This is a genomic window from Pseudolysinimonas kribbensis (genome assembly GCF_039531715.1).
Lineage (GTDB): Bacteria > Actinomycetota > Actinomycetes > Actinomycetales > Microbacteriaceae > Pseudolysinimonas > Pseudolysinimonas kribbensis.
The window spans coordinates 741,742-765,026 of the sequence record NZ_BAAAQO010000003.1 but is presented as its reverse complement, the minus strand read 5'-3'; the positions used below and the strand labels follow the sequence as shown (position 1 = coordinate 765,026).

General features: G+C 72.0%; 24 protein-coding genes. 6 read left to right on the top strand and 18 right to left on the bottom strand.

The genetic code is table 11. The features are described from left to right. Positions 1-8 precede the first annotated feature (8 nt). The 4 genes from hisH to ABD285_RS10280 are packed head-to-tail and all read right to left on the bottom strand — an operon-like array spanning position 9 to position 2,779. Entirely contained in the window at positions 9-647 is a 639-nt protein-coding gene (gene hisH / locus ABD285_RS10295) for an imidazole glycerol phosphate synthase subunit HisH (protein WP_284252377.1), read from the bottom strand. Then, entirely contained in the window at positions 644-1,267 is a 624-nt protein-coding gene (hisB, locus tag ABD285_RS10290) for an imidazoleglycerol-phosphate dehydratase HisB (protein ID WP_284252379.1), read from the bottom strand. The genes hisH and hisB overlap by 4 nt, the downstream gene beginning before the upstream one ends. 10 nt (positions 1,268-1,277) lie before the next feature. Continuing rightward, positions 1,278-2,366: a histidinol-phosphate transaminase gene (locus ABD285_RS10285; RefSeq protein ID WP_284252381.1), complete on the bottom strand. Its 1,089-nt coding sequence runs from the start codon at positions 2,364-2,366 to the stop codon at positions 1,278-1,280. 47 nt (positions 2,367-2,413) lie between these two features. Beyond that, positions 2,414-2,779, bottom strand: a complete 366-nt coding sequence (locus ABD285_RS10280; protein WP_284252383.1) for a LysM peptidoglycan-binding domain-containing protein — start codon at positions 2,777-2,779, stop codon at positions 2,414-2,416. A gap of 193 nt (positions 2,780-2,972) precedes the next feature. Between ABD285_RS10280 and lexA the strand changes: the two genes are divergently transcribed. Further along, positions 2,973-3,641: a transcriptional repressor LexA gene (lexA, locus tag ABD285_RS10275; RefSeq protein ID WP_344202406.1), complete on the top strand. Its 669-nt coding sequence runs from the start codon at positions 2,973-2,975 to the stop codon at positions 3,639-3,641. On the opposite strand, the gene ABD285_RS10270 is transcribed toward lexA, so the two are convergent. After that, entirely contained in the window at positions 3,638-4,378 is a 741-nt protein-coding gene (locus ABD285_RS10270) for an alpha/beta fold hydrolase (RefSeq protein ID WP_284252385.1), read from the bottom strand. The two genes, lexA and ABD285_RS10270, sit on opposite strands and share 4 nt — an antisense overlap. A gap of 235 nt (positions 4,379-4,613) precedes the next feature. On the opposite strand from ABD285_RS10270, the gene ABD285_RS10265 reads away from it, so the two are divergent. Continuing rightward, on the top strand, positions 4,614-5,663 hold the full coding sequence (locus ABD285_RS10265) for a hypothetical protein (RefSeq protein ID WP_344202404.1): 1,050 nt from the start codon (positions 4,614-4,616) through the stop codon (positions 5,661-5,663). Between the two features lie 16 nt (positions 5,664-5,679). Here ABD285_RS10265 and hflX read toward each other — a convergent pair whose 3' ends face one another. After that, the gene (hflX, locus tag ABD285_RS10260; RefSeq protein ID WP_344202402.1) at positions 5,680-7,194 is read right to left on the bottom strand and encodes a GTPase HflX; all 1,515 of its coding nucleotides are present in this window, start codon (positions 7,192-7,194) and stop codon (positions 5,680-5,682) included. 37 nt (positions 7,195-7,231) lie between these two features. Between hflX and ABD285_RS10255 the strand changes: the two genes are divergently transcribed. Beyond that, positions 7,232-7,879 (top strand): class I SAM-dependent methyltransferase, encoded by a 648-nt coding sequence (locus ABD285_RS10255; RefSeq protein ID WP_344202400.1) that lies wholly within the window; start codon positions 7,232-7,234, stop codon positions 7,877-7,879. A gap of 7 nt (positions 7,880-7,886) precedes the next feature. After that, complete coding sequence (locus ABD285_RS10250; protein ID WP_284252392.1) at positions 7,887-8,792, top strand: phosphotransferase; 906 nt, start codon at positions 7,887-7,889, stop codon at positions 8,790-8,792. A gap of 41 nt (positions 8,793-8,833) precedes the next feature. Here ABD285_RS10250 and dapF read toward each other — a convergent pair whose 3' ends face one another. The 10 genes from dapF to ABD285_RS10200 form a co-directional block, all read right to left on the bottom strand. Continuing rightward, positions 8,834-9,697 carry a diaminopimelate epimerase gene (gene dapF / locus ABD285_RS10245; RefSeq protein ID WP_284252394.1) on the bottom strand — a complete coding sequence of 288 codons (864 nt, stop codon included), beginning with the start codon at positions 9,695-9,697 and terminating at the stop codon, positions 8,834-8,836. 4 nt (positions 9,698-9,701) lie between these two features. Further along, positions 9,702-10,640: a tRNA (adenosine(37)-N6)-dimethylallyltransferase MiaA gene (miaA, locus tag ABD285_RS10240; RefSeq protein ID WP_284252396.1), complete on the bottom strand. Its 939-nt coding sequence runs from the start codon at positions 10,638-10,640 to the stop codon at positions 9,702-9,704. Between the two features lie 19 nt (positions 10,641-10,659). Continuing rightward, a complete protein-coding gene (gene miaB, locus ABD285_RS10235) occupies positions 10,660-12,177 on the bottom strand; it encodes a tRNA (N6-isopentenyl adenosine(37)-C2)-methylthiotransferase MiaB (protein WP_284252398.1) in 1,518 nt (505 codons plus the stop codon). 40 nt (positions 12,178-12,217) lie between these two features. Beyond that, positions 12,218-12,862, bottom strand: a complete 645-nt coding sequence (locus ABD285_RS10230; protein WP_344202397.1) for a regulatory protein RecX — start codon at positions 12,860-12,862, stop codon at positions 12,218-12,220. Positions 12,863-12,864: 2 nt separating this feature from the next. Beyond that, positions 12,865-13,941, bottom strand: coding sequence for a recombinase RecA (gene recA / locus ABD285_RS10225; protein ID WP_284252402.1), 1,077 nt, complete (start codon positions 13,939-13,941; stop codon positions 12,865-12,867). Positions 13,942-14,187: 246 nt separating this feature from the next. Further along, on the bottom strand, positions 14,188-14,412 hold the full coding sequence (locus tag ABD285_RS10220) for a DUF3046 domain-containing protein (protein ID WP_284252404.1): 225 nt from the start codon (positions 14,410-14,412) through the stop codon (positions 14,188-14,190). A 70-nt stretch (positions 14,413-14,482) separates the two neighbouring features. Beyond that, positions 14,483-14,791 carry a helix-turn-helix domain-containing protein gene (locus tag ABD285_RS10215; RefSeq protein ID WP_284252406.1) on the bottom strand — a complete coding sequence of 103 codons (309 nt, stop codon included), beginning with the start codon at positions 14,789-14,791 and terminating at the stop codon, positions 14,483-14,485. A 126-nt stretch (positions 14,792-14,917) separates the two neighbouring features. Next, entirely contained in the window at positions 14,918-15,412 is a 495-nt protein-coding gene (locus ABD285_RS10210; RefSeq protein WP_344202395.1) for a CinA family protein, read from the bottom strand. A gap of 10 nt (positions 15,413-15,422) precedes the next feature. Then, on the bottom strand, positions 15,423-16,019 hold the full coding sequence (gene pgsA / locus ABD285_RS10205) for a CDP-diacylglycerol--glycerol-3-phosphate 3-phosphatidyltransferase (protein ID WP_284255570.1): 597 nt from the start codon (positions 16,017-16,019) through the stop codon (positions 15,423-15,425). 72 nt (positions 16,020-16,091) lie between these two features. Next, on the bottom strand, positions 16,092-18,788 hold the full coding sequence (locus ABD285_RS10200) for an FtsK/SpoIIIE family DNA translocase (RefSeq protein WP_344202393.1): 2,697 nt from the start codon (positions 18,786-18,788) through the stop codon (positions 16,092-16,094). Between the two features lie 125 nt (positions 18,789-18,913). Here ABD285_RS10200 and ABD285_RS10195 point away from each other — a divergent pair, with 125 nt between their 5' ends. Beyond that, on the top strand, positions 18,914-19,501 hold the full coding sequence (locus ABD285_RS10195) for a TetR/AcrR family transcriptional regulator (protein WP_344202391.1): 588 nt from the start codon (positions 18,914-18,916) through the stop codon (positions 19,499-19,501). After that, positions 19,498-20,619 (top strand): glycosyltransferase, encoded by a 1,122-nt coding sequence (locus ABD285_RS10190; protein WP_344202389.1) that lies wholly within the window; start codon positions 19,498-19,500, stop codon positions 20,617-20,619. The genes ABD285_RS10195 and ABD285_RS10190 overlap by 4 nt, the downstream gene beginning before the upstream one ends. Here the strand turns inward: ABD285_RS10190 and ABD285_RS10185 are convergent. Both ABD285_RS10185 and dapA read right to left on the bottom strand, forming a co-directional pair. Further along, positions 20,594-22,276, bottom strand: a complete 1,683-nt coding sequence (locus ABD285_RS10185) for a ribonuclease J (RefSeq protein WP_344202387.1) — start codon at positions 22,274-22,276, stop codon at positions 20,594-20,596. The two genes, ABD285_RS10190 and ABD285_RS10185, sit on opposite strands and share 26 nt — an antisense overlap. Further along, the gene (gene dapA, locus ABD285_RS10180; RefSeq protein ID WP_284252411.1) at positions 22,273-23,253 is read right to left on the bottom strand and encodes a 4-hydroxy-tetrahydrodipicolinate synthase; all 981 of its coding nucleotides are present in this window, start codon (positions 23,251-23,253) and stop codon (positions 22,273-22,275) included. Before dapA ends, ABD285_RS10185 begins: the two co-directional genes overlap by 4 nt. Positions 23,254-23,285 lie beyond the last annotated feature (32 nt).

Genomic DNA, 23,285 nt, shown 5'->3' with positions numbered 1-23,285 from the left:
GCTGCTCCTCACAGGGATCCGAGCCAGTTGCGCAGCAGCCGGATGCCGGCCTCGCCGGACTTCTCGGGGTGGAACTGGGTCGCCGACAGCGGTCCGTTCTCGGCCGCGGCGACGAAGCGCTCGCCGTGCTCGGCCCAGGTGATCTTCGGCGCCGCGAACCGGCCGTAGGGCTCGAGAGTCCACGCCCGCATCGCATAGGAGTGCACGAAGTAGAAGCGCTCGTCGCCGACGCCCGCGAACAGGACGGAGTCGCCCGGCGCCTCGACCGTGTTCCAGCCCATGTGCGGCAGGACGGGCGCGTCGAGGCGCTCCACGATGCCGGGCCACTCGCCGAGCCCCTCGGTCTCGGTGCCGCCCTCGACGCCGCCGGAGAACAGCACCTGCATGCCCACGCAGATGCCGAGCACCGCGCGTCCACCGGCGAGCCGGCGGTCGACGACCTCGTCGCCGTGCGCGCGCCGCAAGCCCTCGACGACCGCCGCGAAGGCGCCGACGCCCGGCACGACGAGACCGTCGGCCTCCACGGCGCGGGTGCGGTCGGCGGTCAGTTCGACGTCGGCGCCGGCCTCCTCGAGGGCCTTGGCGGCCGAGTGCACGTTGCCGAATCCGTAGTCGAAGACGACCACGGACGGGCGGGCCGTGGTCACAGCGCGCCCTTGGTCGACGGGATGCCGTCCACCCGCGGGTCGATCGCCACGGCCTGCCGGAACGCGCGCGCGAACGCCTTGAACTCCGCCTCCGCGATGTGGTGCGGGTCGCGGCCCGCGAGCACACTGAGGTGCACGGTGAGCCCGGCGTTGATGGTGATCGCCTCGAAGACGTGCCGCACCATCGAGCCGGTGAAGTGGCCGCCGATCAGGTGGAACTCGAACCCGGCCGGCTCGCCGCCGTGCGCGAGATAGGGGCGGCCCGACACGTCGACGACGGCCTGGGCGAGCGCCTCGTCGAGCGGCACCAGCGCGTCGCCGAACCGCGCGATCCCGATCTTGTCGCCGAGCGCCCGGCGGATCGCCGTGCCGAGCACGATGCCGGTGTCCTCCACGGTGTGGTGCACGTCGATCTCGGTGTCGCCCTGGGCGCGCACGGTGAGGTCGACGACGGCGTGCCTGGCGAACGCGGTGAGCAGGTGGTCGAAGAAGGGGACGGTGGTGCGGATGTCGGCGCGCCCGCTGCCGTCGAGGTCCAGGGCGAGGTCGATGCTCGACTCGCTCGTCTCGCGGGTCAGCTGCGCGACGCGCGCCCCGCCCGGGGATTCCAGCCCGCTCATGCGCTCAACGTTAGCGGGCACCGCGCGGGGCCAGCGCGGCGAGGGCCTCCAGGAACAGCGTCGTCTCCTGCTCCGTGCCGGCGGTGACCCGCAGGGCGCCGGGGAGGCCGACGTCGCGGATGATGATGTCCCGCTCCAGCAGCGCCTCGAAGGTCGCGTGCGGATCGTCGAGCCCGTCGAAGAGCACGAAGTTCGCCCAGCTCTCGTAGGCGCGGTAGCCGAGCACGGGCAACTCCGAGACGAGCCGATCGCGCTGGGCGCGGATGTCGTCGACCGTCGCGAGCATCTCGGGCGCATGCCGCAGTGCCGCGATGGCCGCCGCCTGGGTCAGCGCGGACAGGTGATACGGCAGCCGCACGAGGCGCAGCGCATCGACGACCGCCGGGTCGGCGGCGAGGTAGCCGACACGGGCGCCCGCGAAGGCGAAGGCCTTGCTCATGGTGCGCGACACGACCAGGCGGTGCCGGTCGGGCAGCAGCGTGATCGCGCTCGGGGCGTGCGCCGGCATGAACTCGGCGTAGGCCTCATCGACGAACACCATGCCGTCGCTCGCCTCGTAGGCGGCCTCGATCACGTCGAGCGCGACCGGCGTGCCCGTGGGGTTGTTCGGCGCGCAGAGGAAGACGAGATCGGGGCGGTGCGCCTCGATCGCCGCGACCACGGTCTCGGCCGACAGCTCGTATCCGGGGTCGCGTTCCGCCGTCAGCCAGGTCGTGCCGGTGCCGCGGGTGATGATCCCGTGCATCGAGTAGGTGGGCGGGAAGGCGAGCACGCGGCGTCCCGGTCCGCCGAACGCCTGCAGGAGCTGCTGGATGATCTCGTTCGAGCCGTTCGCCGCCCAGACCTGCTCCGTCCCGATGCCGTGACCGAGGTAGGCCGCGAGGCCCTCGCGCAGCACCGTGAACTCGCGGTCGGGGTAGCGGTTCAGGGTGAGGACCGCCGCGGCGAGGCTCTCGACGATGTCGCGAGCGACCGCCTCGGGGATCGGATGGCTGTTCTCGTTGACGTTCAGCTGCACCCGCACGTGCTTCTGCGGAGCGCCGTAGGGCGACTGCCCCCGCAGGTCGTCGCGGATCGGAAGATCGGAGAGCGAGGCCACGGCGCCAGTTTAGGCGGGGCTCCGGACGCCCCGGCCCCCTCCGCCGGCTACCGCGCGGGGGCGTACTGGGCCGGGATCGCGAGCCGCTGTCCGGGCTGGACGACCCCGGACGAGAGGGCGTTCAGATTCGTGATCGCCTCGACGACGTCGCGCGGGTCGGCGTTCGGCGCGATCTGCTGCGCGAGCTGCCAGAGCGACTCCCCCGGTGCCACGGTCACGTAGCTGAAGGTCGCGGAGGCCTGCGTGTCGGTCGCGGTCGCACCGACCGCCCCGATGCCGCCGAAGACCGCGGCGGCGGCGAGCGGAAGGGCGACGGCCGCGGTGAGCACGGCACGGCCGCGGCGGGTGATGTGCAGCCGGCCCCGCGACCCGGCGGGTGCCGCGGGGATGCTGTTCCAGGTGATCGCGCTCATGGTGTGCTCCTCCGGTCTCGAAGTCGTATTCCGAACATACCTTCGATCGAACATGTGTTCAACCCTCCCCAGCGGATTTCCGTCCGAATCCGCCGACACACTCGAACGGATGTTTGTCGAGAGGGCCTGAGGCGGATACAGTTTCGATCGCTGGCACGATCAGATCAGCGACCACCGACATCGGGAGGCCCGGGTGAGCGACACCGAGGAGCGCGCAGGCGGCACACGCCGGCGCACGAGCCTGAGCGAGAAGCAGCTGGCGATCCTGGATGCCATCCAGCGGTCCAAGGTGACCCGCGGCTATCCGCCGAGCATGCGCGAGATCGGCGACGCCGTCGGGCTCTCATCGCTGTCGAGCGTGGCGCACCAGCTGACCCAGCTCGAGCTGAGCGGGTACCTGCGCCGCGACCCCAACCGGCCGCGCGCCCTGGAGGTGCTCATCGACCTCCCGTCGAGCGACGGCAACGAGTCGTCGCCCTCCGTCGCCGACGCCGCGATGGTGCCGCTCGTCGGCCGGATCGCCGCCGGTGTGCCGATCACCGCCGACCAGCAGGTCGAGGAGGTCTTCCCCCTCCCCCGGCAGCTCGTGGGCAAGGGCGAGCTGTTCATGCTGAAGGTCGTGGGCGAGTCGATGATCGACGCCGCGATCTGCGACGGGGACTGGGTCGTGGTGCGCGAACAGGGCGACGCCGAGAACGGCGAGATCGTCGCGGCGATGCTCGAGGGCGAAGCCACGGTCAAGGTGTTCCGTCAGCGCGACGGGCACACCTGGCTGCTGCCGCGCAACAGCGCATTCGAGCCGATCCTGGGCGATGAGGCGCAGGTGCTCGGCAAGGTCGTGGCGGTTCTGCGCTCCGTCTAACCGCGCGCTCCGGCGGGCGCGACGCGGTCGAGCCAGGCCTGCACGAGCGCCATGAAGCGCCGGTGCTCGTCGCGGAACACCGTGTGACCGGTGCCGGCGATCCTGCGCACGGTCATCCCGCGCGTGTGCAGGAGTTCGGCCACGGCGTCCGAGACGAGCCAGCTCTTCTCCGCCAGCACCACGAGGCTCGGCCCGGTCACGAGGGCCGGCGGCGTGAGAGCGCGGGTGTCCGCGAGGCCCAGGATCGTGCGCTTGTCCCAATCGGCGAGCGTCGCCAGTTCGATCTCGACGTCGACCGCGTCCCATTTCGGGTTCATCCGCACGAGCGAGGGGCGCCGCGGTCGCGGCGAGAGCGCGAACAGCAGTTTGAGGAGCACACCGCGGGCTCCTCCCGGGAATCCGAAGGCGGGATCGACGTACACGGCGGCCCGCGGGCGGAGGGTCTCGGCGACCCGGCTCGCGACCAGTCCGCCGAGCGAATGCCCCATGACGAGGTCGGGCGCCCCGTTCAGCAGGGGCGCCACCGTCTCCAGCACGTCGGCCGCCCAGGCGGCGAGCGTGTAACGGCGGGCGCGCGGGCTGCCGCCGTGGCCGGCGAGGTCGACCGCGATGATGTGGAAGCCGCGCCCCTCGAGGTCCGCGCTCACGCGGTGCCAGGCGCGATGATCCGACATCAGCCCGTGGATGAGCAGCGCCGTGCGCGATCCGGCCCCGCTCTCGTGCACCGCCAGCCGCATCGTCGCAGGCTACGCGCGGTGGCTGGGCGACCACTCGGCACCGGGCTCTCCAGCCGCGTCACGGGGCGTCATCCGCTTGGCGCCCCCGGACGGCCTTCGTACAGTGGAGCCGTTCGCAGCGCACATGCGAGGCCTCGCGCTCCGGTTCACCGCCATCCGGCGACGGAGCACCGCCTGCGATTCCACCATCGATGATGGGGAGTCGCCCCCGCGGCTCCCGGAGAGCGAGAACCTCATGACCGTGCAGGGTGCACTGCTCGTCGGCAGCGTCAACCTTCCCGACACCGAGAGCACCTTCCGTGCCGCCGCCGACACCCTCGGCCGCCGCCTGCGGCGGGTGCCCGACGGCGAGACCGGAGACCGATTCCACTGGATCGTCTTCCAGGCCGACCTGATCGGTGGCGCCGACGGCATCGAACGCGTCGGCGACGAGCCCGTGCTGCTGCGCAACCTCGACCTGCGCCCGCTGCGTTTCGCCGACGGGGTGGACCCGGCGCGCGTCGTGCTGCCGAAGCTCGACTACGCGCGCGCGGCTCTCGAGTCCTACGGCACGTTCGCGGCGCTGCGGGAGCAGGGCGTCATCCCGGCCGGCATCCGCTTCCAGGTGTCGCTGCCGACGCCGCTCGCCGTCGTGGTCGCACTCGTGCGGGAGGAGGACCGGGCCGCGTTCGAGCCCCTCTACGAGCGTGCGCTGTACGCCGAGCTCGACGAGATCCTGAGCTCCATCCCGCACGAGGATCTGGCGATCCAGTGGGACACCGCAGTGGAGTTCGGGCTGATCGAGTCGGCCGACTACGGGACCGACTACGGCGCGACCTTCCGCGCGCCCTTCGAGGACCTCTGGGAGGGCCTTGCGGAGCGCGCGCGCCGACAGGCGTCGGCGGTGCCGGAGGACGTGGAGCTCGGCTTCCACCTGTGTTACGGGGACGCCGGCGAGAAGCACTTCGTGGAGCCGAAGGACACCGCGAACCTCGTGCGATACGCGAACCTGCTGCGTGAGGTGTCGCCGCGGCCCATCACGTGGATCCACCTCCCGGTCCCGATCGAGCGCGACGACGAGGCGTACTTCGCGCCGCTCGCGGGGCTGCAGACGGAGCCCGGCACCGAGCTCTATCTCGGGCTCGTGCACCGGGAGGACGGCGCGGAGGGGGCGCAGCGCCGCGCGGCGGCCGCTTCCGCGTTCGTGAGCGACTTCGGCGTGGGCACCGAGTGCGGGATCGGCCGCGCGCCCGACGGATCGGTGCCCGGCATCCTCGAGACCCACCGCGTCGCCCAGGAGTGGTGAGGGAGCGGGGCGGCGGCTACTCGACCCGCTCAGGAAGCGGGGTCTCGAGCGCGCTCTGCAGCTGCTCCGCCGCCCGGCGGGTGGCGAGCAGCTGCAGGCGGGTGCCGCCCTCGTCGTAGCTCGTGTCGAGCACCCGCGTGGTGCGGTGGGCCAGCGCGACGAGGTCGCCGCGGTCGTAGGGCACGACGATGTCGAGGGCGACATCCGGCTGGGGCAGCAGGTCGGCGATCCGGGCGACGAGCTCGTCGACGCCCTCCCCCGTGCGGGCGCTCACGAAGAGCGCGTCGGGCTCGAGCCCGCGCAGCAGCAGCCGGGTGTCGGCGTCGACGAGGTCCGCCTTGTTGAAGACGACGATCTCGGGCAGGTCGCGCGCCCCGACGTCACCGATGACGTCGCGCACCGTCGCCAGCTGCGCCCCCGGATCGGGATGGGCGCCGTCGACGACGTGCACGATCACGTCCGAGTCGCCGACCTCCTCCAGCGTCGACCGGAACGCCTCGACGAGCTGATGCGGGAGGTTGCGCACGAACCCGACCGTGTCGGCGATCGTGAACTCGCGGCCGTCGGGGGTGCGGGCACGACGCACGGTGGGGTCGAGGGTCGCGAACAGCGCGTTCTCGACGAGCACGCCGGCGCGGGTCAGGCGGTTCAGCAGGCTCGACTTGCCGGCGTTGGTGTAGCCCGCGATCGCGACCGAGGGCACCTCGTTGCGGTCGCGGGTGGCGCGCTTGGCCTCGCGCGCGGGCGCGAAGCCCTTGATCTGCCGACGCAGCCTCGCCATCCGGGTGTGGATGCGGCGCCGGTCCAGCTCGATCTTCGTCTCACCGGGGCCGCGGGAGCCCATGCCCTGCCCGCCCGCCGCCTGGCCGCCCGCCTGGCGCGACATCGACTCGCCCCAGCCGCGCAGTCGCGGCAGCAGGTACTCGAGCTGCGCGAGCTCGACCTGGGCCTTGCCCTCGCGGCTCTTGGCGTGCTGGCTGAAGATGTCGAGGATCACGGCCGTGCGGTCGATGACCTTGACCTTCACAGCGTCTTCGAGCGCGCGCCGCTGGCTCGGGGCCAGTTCGGTGTCGGCCACGACGGTGTCCGCCCCGAGCGCCGCGACGATGCCGGCGAGTTCCTCGACCTTGCCGCGGCCGAGGTAGGTCGAGGGGTCCGGGTGCGGTCGGCGCTGCAGCAGGCCGTCGAGCACGACGGCGCCCGCCGTCTCGGCGAGGGCGGCGAGCTCGCGCAGGGAGTTCTCGGCCTCCTCGAGCGACGAGCCGGCATAGACGCCGATGAGCACGACGTTCTCGAGACGGAGCTGCCGGTACTCGACCTCGGTGACGTCCTGGAGCTCCGTCCCGAGACCGCCGACCCGACGCAGCGCGGCGCGCTCCTCCCGGTCGAGCTGCTCGCCGTCGGCGTCGGGCAGCGCGAAGGAGCCGTCCTCCTCCTGGAGGGCGGCGGCGCGGCCCTCGAAGCGGCGCACGGCTGCCCGTGAACCCTCCGTGGCCAGCACGCGGTCGAGGATGCGGTCGTCGTCGGTCATATGGTCGTTCAGCCTAGTTCTCGGTACGTTGTCTGGCATGGTCCCCGCGGAGCACTACTTCTCCGCGACGCCCGCCGGCGCCCCCGGATTCCGTCCGCTCCCGGTCCGACTGGCCGGTCGCGAGGTGATCGTCACGACGGCCAACGGCGTCTTCAGCCCGGAGCGCGTCGACACCGGCACGCAGGTGCTGCTCGGCAGCGTGCCGGCACCGCCGCCCGGCGGCGACCTGCTCGACCTCGGCTGCGGCTGGGGCCCGGTCACCCTGACGCTCGCGATGGAATCGCCGCACTCGCGCGTGTGGGCGGTGGATGTCAACGAGCGCGCGCTGGACCTCGTGCGCCGCAACGCGGCATCCCTCGGTCTGGACAACGTCACGGCCTGCCTGCCCGACGAGGTCCCGGCCGACGTCCGGTTCATGACCATCTGGTCGAATCCCCCCATCCGGGTCGGCAAGAACGAACTGCACGCGATGCTGCTGCACTGGCTCCCGCGGCTCGACGTGGGAGCCGATGCCTGGCTGGTCGTGCAGCGCAACCTCGGATCGGACTCGCTGCAGCGCTGGATGCAGGCGGAGTTCCCGGCCGACTACTCGTTCCTGCGCGCCGCGACCAGCAAGGGCTACCGCGTGCTGCGCTGCCGGCGCCGCACCGGCTTCACCGAGGCGATCACCGTCGTCCCGAAGTGAGACCCGCATGATGCACGACGACCAGCTCCCGGTCGACGCGGAGCTCGTGCGACGGCTGATCGCCGAGCAGTTCCCGCAGTGGGCCGGCCTGCCGATCACGCCGGTCGACAGCGGTGCCACCGTCAACGCGATCTTCCGCCTCGGCGACCGGTTCGCCGCCCGGCTGCGGCTGCGCGCGGGCAACCCCGACGCCGTGCGTGCCGAGCTGGCGCGCGAGGCCGCGGCCCTCGAGGAGCTCGCGGGGATCGTCCCGGTGCCGGTGCCGCGGCCCGTCGCGATCGGGCGACCCGGCGACCGGTTTCCGCTGCCCTGGGCGATCCACGAGTGGCTGCCGGGCTCGACGACGACGCCCACCGCCCTCGCCGGATCGGGGGCCTTCGCCGACGACCTCGCGGCGCTCCTGCTCGCCCTGCGCGCCGCGCCGACGCGCGGACGGACCTTCTCGGGCGGCGGGCGGGGCGGCTCGCTGCCCGATCACGACGAGTGGATGCGACGATGCTTCCGCGAGAGCGAGGGGTTGTTCGACGTGCCCGCGCTGCGCACGCGCTGGAGCGCGCTGCGCGTGCTGCCCGCCGCCGGCGCGGATGTCATGGCGCACGGCGACCTGCACCCGGGCAATCTGCTGGTCGAGAAAGAGCGACTGTCGGGCGTGCTCGACGCGGGCGCGTTCGGCGCCGCCGACCCGGCGCTGGATCTCGTCGTGGTGTGGCACATGCTCGACCGTCCGGCCCGGGGTCGGGTGCGCCGCACCCTGGCCTCCAGCGAGCCGGAGTGGGCGCGCGGGGCAGCCTGGGCGTTCCAGCAGGCGATGGGCCTCGTCTGGTACTACCGCCAGACCAATCCGGTGATGGCCGACCTGGGACGCACGACGCTCGCGCGGATCATGACCGACCCCGACGTCGCCGCCGTGTAGATCTCGACCGTCTAGATCTCGACCGTCTAGATCTCGACCGTCTAGATCTCGTAGGTGCCGCGGTAGGTCAGCGCCGCCGGCCCCGTCAGCAGCACGTGCCCGTCGGCGATCTCGACGCCGAGGTCGCCGCCCGGCACCTCGACCGTCCAGCGATCCGGCGCGTTCTCGCCCGCCCAGTGCCGCACCGCGATGGCCGACGCTGCGACACCGGTACCGCACGACAGCGTCTCGCCGACGCCGCGCTCATGCACGCGCATCCGGATGCGGCCGACCCCGCCGACCACGAGCGGGTCTCCCGGCACGACGAACTCGACGTTCGCGCCGTCCGGCGGTTCCGGCTGCACCTTCGGCGCCTCGGCGAGGTCGATCCCGTCGAGCTCGTCGTCGTCGGCGACGGCGACCACGACGTGCGGGTTGCCGACGCCGACCGGCAGGCCGGGGCGCGGCACGTCGAGGTCGCGCGCCGAGACGGTGGCCTCGGAGTCGAGCACGACGAACGGCCCGAGGTCGACGGTGTACGCCTCCGAGTGCCGCGTCACGGCATGAACGCCGCCTCGCGTGCCGATCTTCACGGTCTCGCCGACCGGCAGCTCGAGCAGCTTCTGGTCGATGAGGAAGGTCACGTAGACCCGGATGCCGTTTCCGCACATCTCCGCGGGGCTGCCGTCGGCGTTGTGGTAATCCATGAACCACTCCGCGTCCGGGTCCTCCCGCAGCGCCTCGGCACCCTCGGGAAGGTTCGCGGACCGGACGGCGCGGATGAGGCCGTCGGCGCCGATCCCGAAGTGCCGGTCCGCCATGTCGGCGATGCGGTCGGCGTCGAGCTCGATGCTGCCGTCGGGATCCGAGAACAGCACGAAGTCGTTGCCGGTCCCGTGGCCCTTGACGAACGGCAGCACGGTCATGGACTCAGGCTAGCGGGCGGCGCGGGCCGGCCGACGCGGACCGCACCGCGGCCAGCGCCGCGTCGACGCGCCCCGGATCGTCGGCGTCGAGCCAGACCGTGCCGGCGTAGCGGCCGAACCAGGAGACCTGGCGCCGGGCGTAGCGGCGGGTCAGGGCGGCGGTCTGCGCCACGGCGTCCCGTTCGGTGAGGGCGCCGTCGAGCTGCTCGAGCGCCTGCGCATAGCCGATTGCCCGGCTCGCCGTGGTGCCGAGGCCCGCGGGCCGCAGGCGAGCGACCTCGTCGAGCAGGCCGTCGCGCCACATGCCCTCCACGCGACGGTCGAGCCGCTCGACGAGCGTCGCCCGTTCCGTGCGCAGCCCGATGGTGACGGTGGGGCGCCAGAGGGCGGCCTCCCCGGGCAGGCCGGAGCCGAAGGGGGCTCCCGTGAGCTCGATCACCTCGAGCGCGCGCACGAGCCGGCGCCCGTTGTGCGGGCCGATCGCGGCGGCGGCGGCCGCGTCGGCATCCCGCAACCGCTCGTGCAGGGCCCCCGGACCGCGCTCGGCGAGCTCCGCCTCGAGCCTCCCGCGCAGCACGGCGTCGGTCCCGGGGAAGCGGAAGTCGTAGACCACGCTCGAGAGGTACAGGCCGCTGCCGCCGACCAGGATCGGCACCGCGCCGCCGGCGACGATCCGCTCGATGGCCGCGCGCGCCCGCGGCTGATAGTCGGCGACGCTCGCCTCCTCGACGGGGTCCAGCACGTCGAGCAGGTGGTGCGGGATGCCGCGTCGCTCGCCCGGCGGAACCTTCGCCGTGCCGATGTCCATGCCGCGGTACAGCTGCATGGCGTCGCCGTTGACGATCTCGGCCGGCGTGCCCTCCACCCTCAGGCGCTCGGCGAGGTCGAGCGACAGCGCCGACTTGCCGGTGCCGGTCGCGCCGACGATGGCGATCAGGTTCACGGCCGAGAGCGGCGTGGGCTCACGGCTGGGGTGCGCCGACCCGCAGGGCGGGCAGCCCGATCGACACGGGGCCGGCCGGTGCGCCGTGACCGTGACCGTGGTCGGACCCGGCGTGCGGATCGAGCGCGAGCGCCTGCGCACGATCCCACGCATCGCCCGCGCATGTGCGGCGAACGGGGAGGCGGTCGCCGGCGGGGCCGGCGATGAGGAAGTGCGGGGCCGCTCGTGTGACGACCGCGCTCACCACATCGCCCGGACGCGGCTGCTCGTTGCCGGCCGGGAGGTCGACGTGGACGAGGCGGTTGTCCTCCGCGCGGCCCGAGATGCGAGCGGTGACGCCGTCGCGTCGACCCTCGTTCGGAGCGACGAGCACCTCGATCGCGGTGCCGACCAGCTGCTGCGCCTCGTCGCCCGAGATGCGCTCCTGCAACGCCGTGAGGCGCTCGTAGCGCTCCTGCACGACCTCCTTCGGCACCTGGTCGTCCATGGTCGCGGCCGGCGTTCCCGGACGGATCGAGTACTGGAAGGTGAAGGCGGAGGCGAAACGGGCCTGCTCGACGACGCGAAGCGTCTCGTCGAAGTCCTCCTCGGTCTCACCGGGGAATCCGACGATGATGTCGGTCGAGATCGCCGCGTGCGGGATGCGCTCACGCACTCCGTCGAGGATGCGCAGGAACCGTTCCGAGCGGTACGAGCGGCGCATCGCACGCAGGATCCGGTCGGAGCCGGACTGCAGCGGCATGTGCAGCTGCGGCATGACGTTGGGCGTCTCGGCCATCGCCTCGATGACGTCGTCGGTGAACGCCGCCGGGTGCGGGCTTGTGAACCGGACGCGCTCGAGCCCTTCGATCTCGCCCGTCGCCCGCAGCAGCTTGCCGAACGCGAGGCGGTCTCCGAACTCGACGCCGTAGGAGTTCACGTTCTGGCCCAGCAGCGTGACCTCGATCGCGCCGTCGTCGACCAGCATCCGGATCTCCGACAGGATGTCGCCCGGCCGACGGTCGCGCTCCTTGCCCCGCAGCGACGGGACGATGCAGAAGGTGCAGGTGTTGTTGCAGCCGACCGAGATCGACACCCAGCCGCTCGCCACGGACTCCCGCCGGGTCGGCAGCGTCGAGGGGAAGACCTCGAGGGCCTCGAGGATCTCGAGCTGCGCCTCCTCGTTGTGCCGTGCGCGCTCCAGCAGGGTCGGAAGGGACCCCATGTTATGCGTGCCGAAGACGACGTCGACCCAGGGCGCCTTCTGGAGGATGACGCCCTTGTCCTTCTGGGCGAGGCAGCCGCCGACGGCGATCTGCATGCCCTCATGCTCGCGCTTGGTCGAGGCGAGGTGGCCCAGCGTGCCGTAGAGCTTGTTGTCGGCGTTCTCACGTACGGCGCAGGTGTTGATCACGACGATGTCGGCGGGTGCACCCACGGCGCGCACGTACCCGGCCGCCTCCAGCGAGCCCGAGAGCCGCTCGGAGTCGTGCACGTTCATCTGGCACCCGAAGGTGCGCACCTCGTAGGTGCGCGGCTGCGCGGTGACGTCGCTCATGGTGCGAGAAGTCTACGTTCTCGCACCTCCCGGTCTCGTGCTACTGGAACCGCACGCGCGACGCGGGGGTGCTCGGCAGCGCCGCGTCGACCGCGGCGCGCAGGGTGCTGCCGCTGTAGCCGCGGCGCATGAGATAGCCGCTCAGCCGGCGGACGGCGGTCTCGCGGTCGTAGCCGCGCAGCTGCCCCGCGCGCTTCACCGCGATCTCCCGGGCCCGGGCCAGCTCGTCGCCCGTCTCGATCAGCTCGAGGGCGTACTCGATCGCCGCCGGGGCGAGCAGCCGACGGGTGAGCTCCGCCGCGACGGCCGACCGGCCATAGCCCTTGCGCTCCTGGAGGATGCCGACGAGGTTCTGCGCGAGCGCCATGTCGTCGATGAGCCCCGACGCCTCGAGCCGCTCGATCTCGGCGGTGATGCTCTCCTCGCTCAGCTCGCGCGAGCGGAGGGTGCGCTCGATCTCGCGCTTCGACATGCCGCGCCTGGCCAGCGCGTGCAGCGACACGTTGTGCGCGCGGGTCGCATCCACGGCCGCCGCGACGTCGGGGGCGGGCTCGTCGTGCAGGGCGAGCCGCGCCGGCACCGGGGCCGGCCGGACCGGCGCGGCGGCTCGGGTGGTGCGCTCCGGCGGCGGCTGCACGCCGGGCAGATATGTGACGGGCGCGATCCCGTCGCCGGAGCGCTCCATGACTACTCGCCGACGGCCTTGCGGGCCGCGAGCTTCTCCTCGAGCGACTCGACGTTCGAGGGGCCCTCCGCGGCCGCGCCCGCCGCGCCGATGCCGAGCTTGACCAGGATCTTCCGCTCGATCTCGGCCGCGACATCCGGGTTCTCGAGGAGGAACGTGCGCGCGTTCTCCTTGCCCTGCCCGAGCTGATCGCCGTCGTAGGTGTACCAGGCGCCCGACTTGCGCACGATCTCGTGCTCGACGCCGTAGTCGATGAGGCTGCCCTCCCGCGAGATGCCGATGCCGTACAGGATGTCGAACTCGGCCTGCTTGAACGGCGGCGCCATCTTGTTCTTGACGACCTTCACGCGCGTGCGGTTCCCGACCGCGTCCGTGCCGTCCTTGAGGGTCTCGATCCGGCGGATGTCGAGGCGCACCGATGCGTAGAACTTGAGCGCCTTGCCGCCCGAGGTCGTCTCGGGGCTGCCGAAGAACACGCCGATCTTCTCGCGCAGCTGGTTGATGAAGATCATCGTGGTCTGCGTCTGGTTGAGGCCGCCGGTGAGCTTGCGCAGCGCCTGCGACATGAGACGGGCCTGGAGGCCGACGTGGCTGTCGCCCATCTCGCCCTCGATCTCGGCCTTCGGCACGAGTGCCGCGACCGAGTCGACGACGATGAGGTCGATCGAGCCGGAGCGCACCAGCATGTCGGCGATCTCGAGCGCCTGCTCCCCCGTGTCGGGCTGCGACACGAGAAGCGCGTCGATGTCGACGCCGAGCTTCTTGGCGTACTCCGGGTCGAGCGCGTGCTCCGCGTCGATGAAGGCCGCGATGCCGCCGCCCTTCTGCGCGTTGGCGATGGCGTGCAGCGTGAGCGTCGTCTTGCCCGACGACTCCGGGCCGTAGATCTCCACGATGCGGCCGCGGGGCAGGCCGCCGATGCCGAGGGCGACATCCAGGGCGATGGAGCCGGTGGGGATGATGGCGACCGGCGCCCGCTCGTCGGAGCCCAGGCGCATCACCGTGCCCTTGCCGAACTGACGGTCGATCTGGGCGAGGGCGGTCTCGAGGGCCTTCTCGCGATCCTGGGGTGAGGGCATTGCGGTCTCCTTCTGCGTCGTGTGCTGCGGCCCATCGGCTGCCGTTCCTGACCGGACCGATGAAGCAGGGTCCGAGCTCTCCCGGCAGGGCTTTCGTCGTGGACGCTACGCCCGGGGTCCGACATCGCGTCGAATCGACAGGCGGAACGGCTCACAACTCGCGTTCGAAGAACGCTGTGAAGGAGACTACGCCGAGTCGAACAGATCTTCGAGAGGTCGGCGATCCGGCGTGTCGCCGCCCGTGTCTCAGGCGTCCCGCGGATCCGGTCGCCCGGCCCCGTACCATCGCGCCGGCGGCACGCCCTCGGCGCGGCACAGCGCGAGCCACACGTCGCGTGCCGGCACGCCCGCGGCCAGCGCCTCGTCCGCGGTCCGGTTGCCGAGGGCGACCACGACCGTGTCGCGCAGCAGCACGGGGGCCATCCGGCCGAACTCGTCGTCGACCGCTCGGCGGAACTCGGTGAGCTTCATCGCACCCATCCTCATGCACACACGAGTGCCCCGGCCGCGCGGGCCGGGGCACTCGGATGCTTCGAAAGACCTAGCGGACCGCGAGATCCGCGTCGAACTCGGCCATGAGCTCGTCGGGCAGCACGTCCGGGACGGTGCTGACGCCTTCAACCACGGCGAGACGGTCGCCCACCTCGCGCATGATGACCGAGATCGGGGTGTCGAGCGCATCGGCCACCGATGCGAGGATCTCGGAGCTGGCCTCCTTCTGACCGCGCTCGACCTCGCTCAGATACCCGAGCGCGACGCTCGCCCTGCCGGCCACCTGACGCAAGGTCATGGCCTTCTGCAGTCGGAAATCACGGAGGACGTCGCCGATCTCCTGTCGGACCAGAACCATGGTGTGCCCTCCTTCTGTCGCTTCGACCGGGTTGGCCACCTTACGCCATCCGGTACACGAACTCTAAGTCGTGCGGCCTGCGGAGCCCCTGTGACGACACGATCTGTAACGAGATCGACATCGGCGCTATTCCGCGCGCCCGGACCGCAGGGTATCGAGCAGCCACGACAGCGACGCCGCGACGGTGGCGGTCCGGATGACCGCCCGATCGCCGGTGAGATGCAGCCGCCGGGCGTGCACCTCCGTGCCGAGCGCGAGACCCAGCCAGACCTCGCCGACCGGATGCCCGTCCTGCGGATCCGGTCCGGCGACGCCCGTCGTCGCGAGGCCCACGTCCGCCGCCGCACCGTCGATCGCGAGCCGCTCCCGCACCCCCGCGGCCATCTGGCGGGCGACCCCGGCATCCACCGCCCCGCGCTCGGCGAGCAGCGCGGCGTCGACACCCAGCAGCGCGTGCTTGAGCGGCGTCGCGTAGGCGACGACGCCTCCGCGCACGACCGCCGAGGCGCCCGGCACCGACACCAGCTCGGCCACGAGCAGCCCCCCGGTCAGCGACTCCGCGACGGCGATGCTCTGCCCACGCCCGGCGAGCAGCTCGACGACCTCGCGGGCGACGCTCACCGGCGTCACGTCACCGACGGGCGCGCACGACGCGCGCGTACTGCCACAGGTACTCCGCGCCGCTCACGACGGTCAGCACGAGCGCCGCACCGAGCAGGATCCACACCAGCCACAGGTATCCGACGCCGACGAGGCGATCCAACGGCACGAGCGCGAGCGCGATGGCGATCGACTGCACCCAGGTCTTGATCTTGCCGAGGATGCCGGCCGGGATGACCATGTCGCGGATCACGACGAAGCGGAAGACGGTGATCCCGACCTCCCGCACGAGGATCACGATCGTGACCCACCACCAGACCTCGCCGAGGATCGAGAGGGCGACGAGCGCGCCGCCCACGAGCACCTTGTCGGCGATCGGGTCGAGGATCTTGCCGGCGTCGGTTACGAGGTTGCGGTCGCGGGCCAGGATGCCGTCGACCGAGTCGGTGAGGATCGCCACGATGAACAGCGCGGCCGCCACCCAGCGCAGCCAGCCGTCGTGGGCGGCGTCCGCGAGCAGCAGCCAGATGAAGACGGGGGCGAGCAGGATGCGGATCACCGTGATGATGTTCGCGATGTTGCCCCAGCTCGCGGGGCTCTCGCCGCGCGACGTGACGCGTCCCCGCATGGGGTTCGGCCGGGGGCCGCGCGCCGGGTCGGGGTCGGAGCCGGGGTCCGGTTCCGGCGACAACGCCATGCCCTACTCCCTGCCGGTCAGCCCCCAGGCATCCTCGTCCGAGGGCCCCTCCTCCACAGGATAACCGTCGAACTGGGCCTCCACGGGGTCGCCGGGCGCCGTCGCCGTGGGAACGTCGCCCCGCAGCGCGCCGAGCACCGCGGGCAGCTGCTCCGGTGCCACCAGCACGTCGCGCGCCTTCGAGCCCTCCGACGGGCCGACGATCTCGCGCGACTCGAGCAGGTCCATGAGGCGGCCCGCCTTGGCGAAGCCGACGCGCAGCTTGCGCTGCAGCATCGAGGTCGAGCCGAACTGCGTGTTGACCACGAGCTCGGCGGCCTGCAGCAGCAGCTCGAGGTCGTCGCCGATGTCGGCGTCGATGTCGCGCTTCTCGGCCACGGCCTCGACGTCGTTGCGGTACTCGGGCCGCGCCTGCGCGGTGACGTGCTTGACGACCGCGTGGATCTCGTCCTCGGTGACCCACGCGCCCTGCACGCGGATCGACTTCGAGGCGCCCATCGGCAGGAAGAGCCCGTCGCCCTGCCCGATGAGCTTCTCGGCGCCCGCCTGGTCGAGGATCACGCGGCTGTCGGTCATGCTCGACACGGCGAAGGCCAGCCGCGACGGCACGTTGGCCTTGATGAGGCCGGTCACCACATCCACCGACGGCCGCTGGGTGGCCAGCACCAGGTGGATGCCGGAGGCACGCGCCAGCTGCGTGATGCGCACGATCGAGTCCTCGACGTCGCGCGGGGCGACCATCATGAGGTCGGCGAGCTCGTCGACGACGACCAGCAGATAGGGGTAGGGCGCCAGCCTGCGCTCGGAGCCCTGCGGCAGCACGATCTCGTTCGCGAGCACCGCGCGGTTGAAGTCGTCGATGTGGCGGAAGCCGAACGACGCGAGGTCGTCGTACCGCATGTCCATCTCCTTCACGACCCACTGCAGCGCTTCGGCGGCCTTCTTGGGGTTCGTGATGATGGGCGTGATGAGGTGCGGCACGCCCTGGTAGGCGGCCAGCTCGACGCGCTTGGGGTCGACGAGCACCATGCGCACCTCGGCGGGCTTCGCGCGCATCAGAACGCTCGTGATCATCGAGTTGATGAAGCTCGACTTGCCGGAGCCGGTGGCGCCCGCGACCAGCAGGTGCGGCATCTTCGCCATGTTCGCGACGACGAAGCCGCCTTCGACGTCCTTGCCGAGCCCGATCGTGAGCGGATGCGTGCTGCGCGACGCCGCGGGCGAGCGCAGCACGTCGCCGAGCGACACGATCTCGCGGTCCTTGTTGGGGATCTCGATGCCGATCGCGCTCTTGCCCGGGATCGGCGAGAGGATCTGCACCTCGTTCGACGCGACCGCGTACGCGAGATTCTTGGCGAGGGCCGTGACCCGCTCCACCTTGACGCCGTGCCCGAGCTCGATCTCGTACCGCGTGACCGACGGGCCGCGCGAGAACCCGGTGACCTTCGCATCCACACCGAACTGCGTGAGCACGCTCGTGATCGACGCGATCGCCTCGTCGTTCGCGGGCGTGCGCGCCTTCGGCGGGGTGCCGGCCTCGAGGATCGACGCGGCGGGCAGCCGGTAGGGGCGCTTCGTCGGTGCCGTGGGAGTCGCGGCCTGGGAGACCGGGACCTCGCCCCCGGCGTCGAAGAGCGCCACCGGCCCGTCGTCGCGCAGGCCGGTCGGCGGCACGACCGGCGACTCGCCGGTGAAGCGGCGCACGGCGTCCTCGGCCTTGGTCAGCTCGGCCAGGAGGTCGGCGTCATCGTGCGGGCGGTGCGCGACCACCTCGGTGATCTCGGTGGCGTGCTCGAGCGCGGAGTCGAAGGCGGGCTCGGCGGGCTTCTTGCCGCGACGCCACCACGGCATCGAGGCGGGGTCGTCGAGTTCGAGACCCAGGTCGGTGAGGGAGCCGAACTCCTGCTCGCCGGTCGTGCCGGCATCCGGAGTCGTCGGCGCGCGCTCGGGGAGCTGGGCGCCGAACAGGTACGCGTAGGCCTCCCGCAGCCGGTCGCCGGTGCGGTTCGGCGGGGTCTTGGTGATGATGAAGAGCGAGAGCACGCCGAACGCGCCGACGATGGGCACCGCGAGCCAGGCCGCGCCGAGCGCGACGAAGGGCTGGCCGAACACCCACCCGACGACGCCCCCCGCGTGGGCGAGGGCCGGCATGCCGGCCGACGGCTGCGGGTGGTCGCTGAAGACGTGGCAGAAGGCGCTGACGCACGCGATCAGGATGCCGAGCCCGATCCCGATGCGGGTGTTGTCATGGACGCTCGACGGATGCCGGAACAGCCACACGGCGAAGATCAGCATGATGACCGGCAGTCCGAAGGCGACCCGGCCGAGCAGTCCCCCGAAGGTGTAGGCGTCGAGCGCCTGCGCGATGTCGGAGGCCGGGTTGAACCACTCCACGACGGCGCCGGCGATCGCGAGCACGACGAGGAACATCGGGAAGCCGTCGCGGCGCTCCTCCTTGGCGAGCGTCTCGCGGCCGAAGACCCGCGCCCCTCCCCCGACGATGTGGGCCAGGCCGAGCCAGGCGCCGCTCAGCAGGCCGGGGCGGTCGTCGACGAAGACCGGCTGCTTGCCCTTCGGGTAGCGCTTGGTCGGGGCGGACTTCGTGTTCTGCGCCGTGGTGCTCGCGGACTTGGCGCCGCCGCGGCTCGACGAGGGGCGCGCGCGGGCGCGCGAACTCGACGACCGGGTGCTCGTGGCCATGGTGCGACGGTACCCGCGGCATCCGGCGTCGCCCGGCAGGCGGCGCGGGGTGTCCGGAGACGTGCGCGCATTTTCGCGTCACCATCAGTTGACACGAAAACCTACGACGCCTTACCGTGGCGTTCATGACCCCCCGCACCTACACGCAGGCCGCACGCGCCGGCGCGACCGAGGCGACGCGTCGCGCCATCATCGACGCGATCGTCGCGCTCGCTCACGAGCGCCTGACGCTCGAGATCACCCTCGACGACGTGGCGAGGATCGCCGGCGTCTCCGTCCGGACCGTGCTGCGGCACTTCGGCACCCGCGACAGGCTCCTGGACGAGGCCGTGCGCGTCACGGTGGCCGCCGTCGAATCCGAGCGCCGCGTCGCCGGCGACGGGGATGCGTTCGGCACGATCATCGACCACTACGAGCTGCGCGGCGACTTCATGCGCCGGATGCTCGCCCAGGAGGACCGCGATCCGCGCATCGCGGCGTTCACCGTGCCGGGCCGCCTGCTGCACCGCCGCTGGGTGGAGGACGTCTTCGCCGACGCCCTCGAGGGTTCCGAACCCGAGCGCCGCGACGAGCTGGTCGACCTGCTGGTGGTCGCCACCGATCTGCAGACCTGGGCGCTGCTGCGGCGCGATCGCGGGCTCGAGCGCGATGCCGTCGAGCAGCGCATGCGGACGCTCGCGGACCGCGTGCTCGCCGGGGCGGTGCGCGCATGAGCGAGGTGCTCATCGCGACGCTCGACGCCGGCGGCAACCTTCCGCCCGCCCTGGCTCTCGCGCGGCTGCTCGGGGAGCGCGGCGACCACGTGCGGTTCCTGAGCTCGCCGGCCCAGCACGATGCCATCCACCGGGCCGGTCATCCCGTCCGCACCTACTCCTCGGCCGCCCCCGTCGACTCGCGGCGCACCGGAGGGCTGCCGGCGATCGCGTGGCGCCAGGTCGCCGCCTTCGCGGATCGGGGCGCCGCCGCCGACGTGATCGCGGAGGCCTCGCGCGTGCCGACCGATCTGGTGGTGATCGACTGCCTCATGGTGGCCGCCGTCCGGGATGCCGTCGCCACGGGGCTGCCGGTCGTCTCCCTCGTGCACACCATGTGGAGCTTCTTCGAGGCGACCGTGCGCGGGCCGTTCGGCCTCCTGCTGCGCGCGCGAGGGGTCGATGCCGGTGCGGCGCTGCACGCGCCGGCGGTCAAGCTCGTGACCGCGATGCCCGAATTCGAACGCGGCACGGCGGGTGACGGCGTGCACCGGCTCGGGGCGCTCGAGGCCCGCGATGCGCGTGCCGCCGTCCCCGTGGAGGAGCGCCCCGTCGTGCTGGTGAGCCTCAGCACGACCTACCTGCCCGGGCAGGCGGGCGCCATGCAGCGCATCCTCGACGCACTGGCCCCGCTGCCGGTCGACGTCGTCGCGACGACCGGGCCGGCCATCGATCCGGGTTCCCTGCGCGTGCCGGCCAATGCCCGGGTGGAGCGATCGCTTCCGCACGACGAGGTGCTGCGCCGCGCCTCCCTCGTCGTCGGGCACGGCGGTCACGGCACCACGGCTCGTGCGCTGGCCCACGGCGTGCCCGTGCTGGTGCTGCCGATGAACCCCCTGATCGACCAGCCCTGGATCGCCCAGGCCGTCGAGCGGACGGGGGTCGGCCGGCGACTCCCGGGTCGCGCGAGCGCCGCGCGGATCCGCGCCGCGGCCGAGGCGATCCTCGGCGACGGTCCGGAGCGCGCATCCGCCCGTGCTCTCGGCGAGCGGATGCGCTCCAACGACCCCGGCGCCGCTCTCGACCGCGCGCTCGAGGCGATGGGGGTGCCGGCTACGCCTCGATCACGACCGGAATGATCATCGGCCGACGGCGGTGCTGGGTGTTCACCCACCGGCCGACGGTGCGGCGCACGACCTGGCTGAAGCCGCGCTGATCGCGGGTGCCGTTCTGCGCGGCCTCCGCGATCGCGGCCACGATCTGCGGGCGCACGTCGTCGAAGACCGACTCGTCCTCGGCGAAGCCGCGCGCCTGGATCTCCGGCCCGACGATGACCCGCCCGGTCTGGGTGTCGATCGCGACGAAGATCGAGATGAAGCCCTCCTCGGCGAGGATGCGGCGGTCCTTGAGGTCGGCATCCGTGATCTCGCCGACGGTGGAGCCGTCGACGTAGACGTAGCCGAGGTCGAGCTGGCCGACGATCTTCGCGACGCCGTCGACGAGGTCGACGACCGTGCCGTTCTCGCCGATCAGGGCCTGCTCCGGGGCGACGCCCGTGTCGATCGCGAGCGCGGCGCTCGCGACGAGGTGGCGTGCCTCACCGTGCACCGGGAGCACGTTGCGGGGCTTGACGATGTTGTAGCAGTAGAGCAGCTCGCCCGCGGCCGCGTGGCCCGAGACGTGCACGCGCGCGTTGCCGCGGTGCACCACGGTCGCGCCGAGCTTGGTCAGGCCGTTGATGACCCGGTAGACGGCGTTCTCGTTGCCCGGGATGAGGCTCGAGGCCAGGATGACGGTGTCGCCGTCGCCGACCTCGATCTGGTGATCCTGGCTCGCCATGCGTGCGAGCACCGCCATCGGCTCGCCCTGCGACCCGGTCGACATGTAGACCACCCGGTCGTCGGGCAGGTCGAGCGCGCGCTTGAGATCGACGAGCACGCCCTCCGGCACCCGCAGGTAGCCGAGGTCGGCGGCGATCGTCATGTTGCGCAGCATCGAACGGCCGACGAGCGCGACCCGGCGCCCGTTGGCGGCGGCCGCGTCCAGAACCTGCTGCACCCGGTGCACGTGGCTCGAGAAGCTCGCGACGATGACGCGGCGCTTCGCCTTCGCGATGACGTTCTCCAGCACCGGGCCGATGTCGCGCTCGAGCGCCGTGAAGCCGGGCACGTCGGCGTTCGTCGAGTCGGGAAGGAAGATGTCCACACCCTCCTCGCCCAGCCGCGCGAAGGCGCGCAGGTCGGTGATCCGGCCGTCCAGCGGCAGCTGGTCCATCTTGAAGTCGCCGGTGTGCAGCGCCGTGCCCGCGGGCGTGCGGATCGCGACGGCCAGGGCATCCGGGATCGAGTGGTTGACCGCGATGAACTCGAGGTCGAAGGGGCCGAGCTTCTCGCGCTGGCCCTCCCTGACCGCCATCGAGTACGGCTGGATGCGGTGCTCCTTGAGCTTCGCCTCGACGAACGCGAGCGTGAGCTGCGATCCGATGAGCGGGATGTCGCGCCGCAGCTTGAGCAGGTACGGCACGGAGCCGATGTGGTCCTCGTGCCCGTGCGTGAGCACCACGGCCACGATGTCGTCGAGCCGGCCCCGGATCGGCGCGAAGTCCGGCAGGATCAGGTCGACGCCAGGCTGGTGCTCCTCGGGGAACAGCACGCCCGCATCGACGACCAGCAGCTGGCCGTCGAACTCGTAGACCGTCATGTTGCGGCCGATCTCGCCGAGGCCGCCGAGGGGGAGGATCCGGAGCGTGCCGGGCTTCAGGGCCGGGGGCTCGATGACGGGGTTGGTGCTGTTCATGCGCGGGTCGTCCCTGCGATCTTGGGCAGCGCGCCGCCGGCGGCAGCGTTGCGGTCGGGTCGGAAATTGGAGAAGTCGACGCCGGCATCCGGGCCGACGAGGGCGATCTCGTCCTCGATGAGGGCGGCCTCCGACTCCTCGGGGCCGACGAGCGGCAGCCGCACGCGCGGGCTCGAGATGCGGCCCAGCCCGTGCAGGATGTACTTGGTCGCGACCGTGCCGGGCACGTGCGTCATGGTGGCCCGCACGAGCGGCTCGAGCGCCTGGTGGGCGGCGGTAGCGGTGGCGAGGTCGTTCGCGTTGACCGCGTCGACCATCCGGCGGTACGGCGCGGCCGTGATGTTGTTCGTGACGCCGATGAGCCCGACACCGCCGATCGAGAGGATCGGCAGCGCGTTGGCGTCGTCGCCGGAGAAGTACATGAGGTCGGTCTGGTTCATGACGCGGCTGACCTCGCTGAGGTCGCCCTTCGCGTCCTTGACCGCCCGGATGTTGGGGTGCTTCGATGCCCGCAGCAGGGTCTCGTACTTGATCGGGATGCCGGTGCGCCCCGGGATGTCGTACAGGATCACGGGCAGATCGGTCGCATCGGCGATCATGCGGAAGTGCGTCAGCACGCCCGCCTGCGTGGGCTTGTTGTAGTACGGCGTCACGATCATGACGCCGTCGGCGCCGGCCTTCTCGGAGTGCCGGTAGAGCTCGATCGCGTGCGCGGTCTCGTTGCTGCCGCCGCCCGTGATGACCTTGGCCCGGCCCGCCGCCACGTCCTTCGCGACCTCGACCAGCCGCACCTTCTCCGGGTCGGTCAGGGTCGACGTCTCCCCCGTCGTGCCGGTGACGACGATGCCGTCCGCCCCCTGCCGGATGACGGAGTCGATGTGCTTCTCGACGTCGGCCCAGTCGACCTCGCCGTCGGCCGTGAAGGGGGTCACGAGCGCGACGAGCACCTGTCCGAACGGGTTCTCAGTCGTGGTCACGGTCCCCAGGGTATCGGGGTCGCGGACCGCCG

Excerpts from the sequence above, each read along its gene's own strand:
- hisB (WP_284252379.1), bottom strand. The coding sequence starts at position 1,267 with ATGAGCGGGCTGGAATCCCCGGGCGGGGCGCGCGTCGCGCAGCTGACC.
- ABD285_RS10280 (WP_284252383.1), bottom strand. The coding sequence starts at position 2,779 with ATGAGCGCGATCACCTGGAACAGCATCCCCGCGGCACCCGCCGGGTCG.
- ABD285_RS10270 (WP_284252385.1), bottom strand. The coding sequence starts at position 4,378 with ATGCGGCTGGCGGTGCACGAGAGCGGGGCCGGATCGCGCACGGCGCTG.
- ABD285_RS10265 (WP_344202404.1), top strand. The coding sequence starts at position 4,614 with ATGACCGTGCAGGGTGCACTGCTCGTCGGCAGCGTCAACCTTCCCGAC.
- hflX (WP_344202402.1), bottom strand. The coding sequence starts at position 7,194 with ATGACCGACGACGACCGCATCCTCGACCGCGTGCTGGCCACGGAGGGT.
- ABD285_RS10255 (WP_344202400.1), top strand. The coding sequence starts at position 7,232 with ATGGTCCCCGCGGAGCACTACTTCTCCGCGACGCCCGCCGGCGCCCCC.
- ABD285_RS10250 (WP_284252392.1), top strand. The coding sequence starts at position 7,887 with ATGATGCACGACGACCAGCTCCCGGTCGACGCGGAGCTCGTGCGACGG.
- dapF (WP_284252394.1), bottom strand. The coding sequence starts at position 9,697 with ATGACCGTGCTGCCGTTCGTCAAGGGCCACGGGACCGGCAACGACTTC.
- miaB (WP_284252398.1), bottom strand. The coding sequence starts at position 12,177 with ATGAGCGACGTCACCGCGCAGCCGCGCACCTACGAGGTGCGCACCTTC.
- ABD285_RS10230 (WP_344202397.1), bottom strand. The coding sequence starts at position 12,862 with ATGGAGCGCTCCGGCGACGGGATCGCGCCCGTCACATATCTGCCCGGC.
- recA (WP_284252402.1), bottom strand. The coding sequence starts at position 13,941 with ATGCCCTCACCCCAGGATCGCGAGAAGGCCCTCGAGACCGCCCTCGCC.
- ABD285_RS10220 (WP_284252404.1), bottom strand. The coding sequence starts at position 14,412 with ATGAAGCTCACCGAGTTCCGCCGAGCGGTCGACGACGAGTTCGGCCGG.
- ABD285_RS10215 (WP_284252406.1), bottom strand. The coding sequence starts at position 14,791 with ATGGTTCTGGTCCGACAGGAGATCGGCGACGTCCTCCGTGATTTCCGA.
- pgsA (WP_284255570.1), bottom strand. The coding sequence starts at position 16,019 with ATGCGGGGACGCGTCACGTCGCGCGGCGAGAGCCCCGCGAGCTGGGGC.
- ABD285_RS10200 (WP_344202393.1), bottom strand. The coding sequence starts at position 18,788 with ATGGCCACGAGCACCCGGTCGTCGAGTTCGCGCGCCCGCGCGCGCCCC.
- ABD285_RS10195 (WP_344202391.1), top strand. The coding sequence starts at position 18,914 with ATGACCCCCCGCACCTACACGCAGGCCGCACGCGCCGGCGCGACCGAG.
- ABD285_RS10190 (WP_344202389.1), top strand. The coding sequence starts at position 19,498 with ATGAGCGAGGTGCTCATCGCGACGCTCGACGCCGGCGGCAACCTTCCG.
- ABD285_RS10185 (WP_344202387.1), bottom strand. The coding sequence starts at position 22,276 with ATGAACAGCACCAACCCCGTCATCGAGCCCCCGGCCCTGAAGCCCGGC.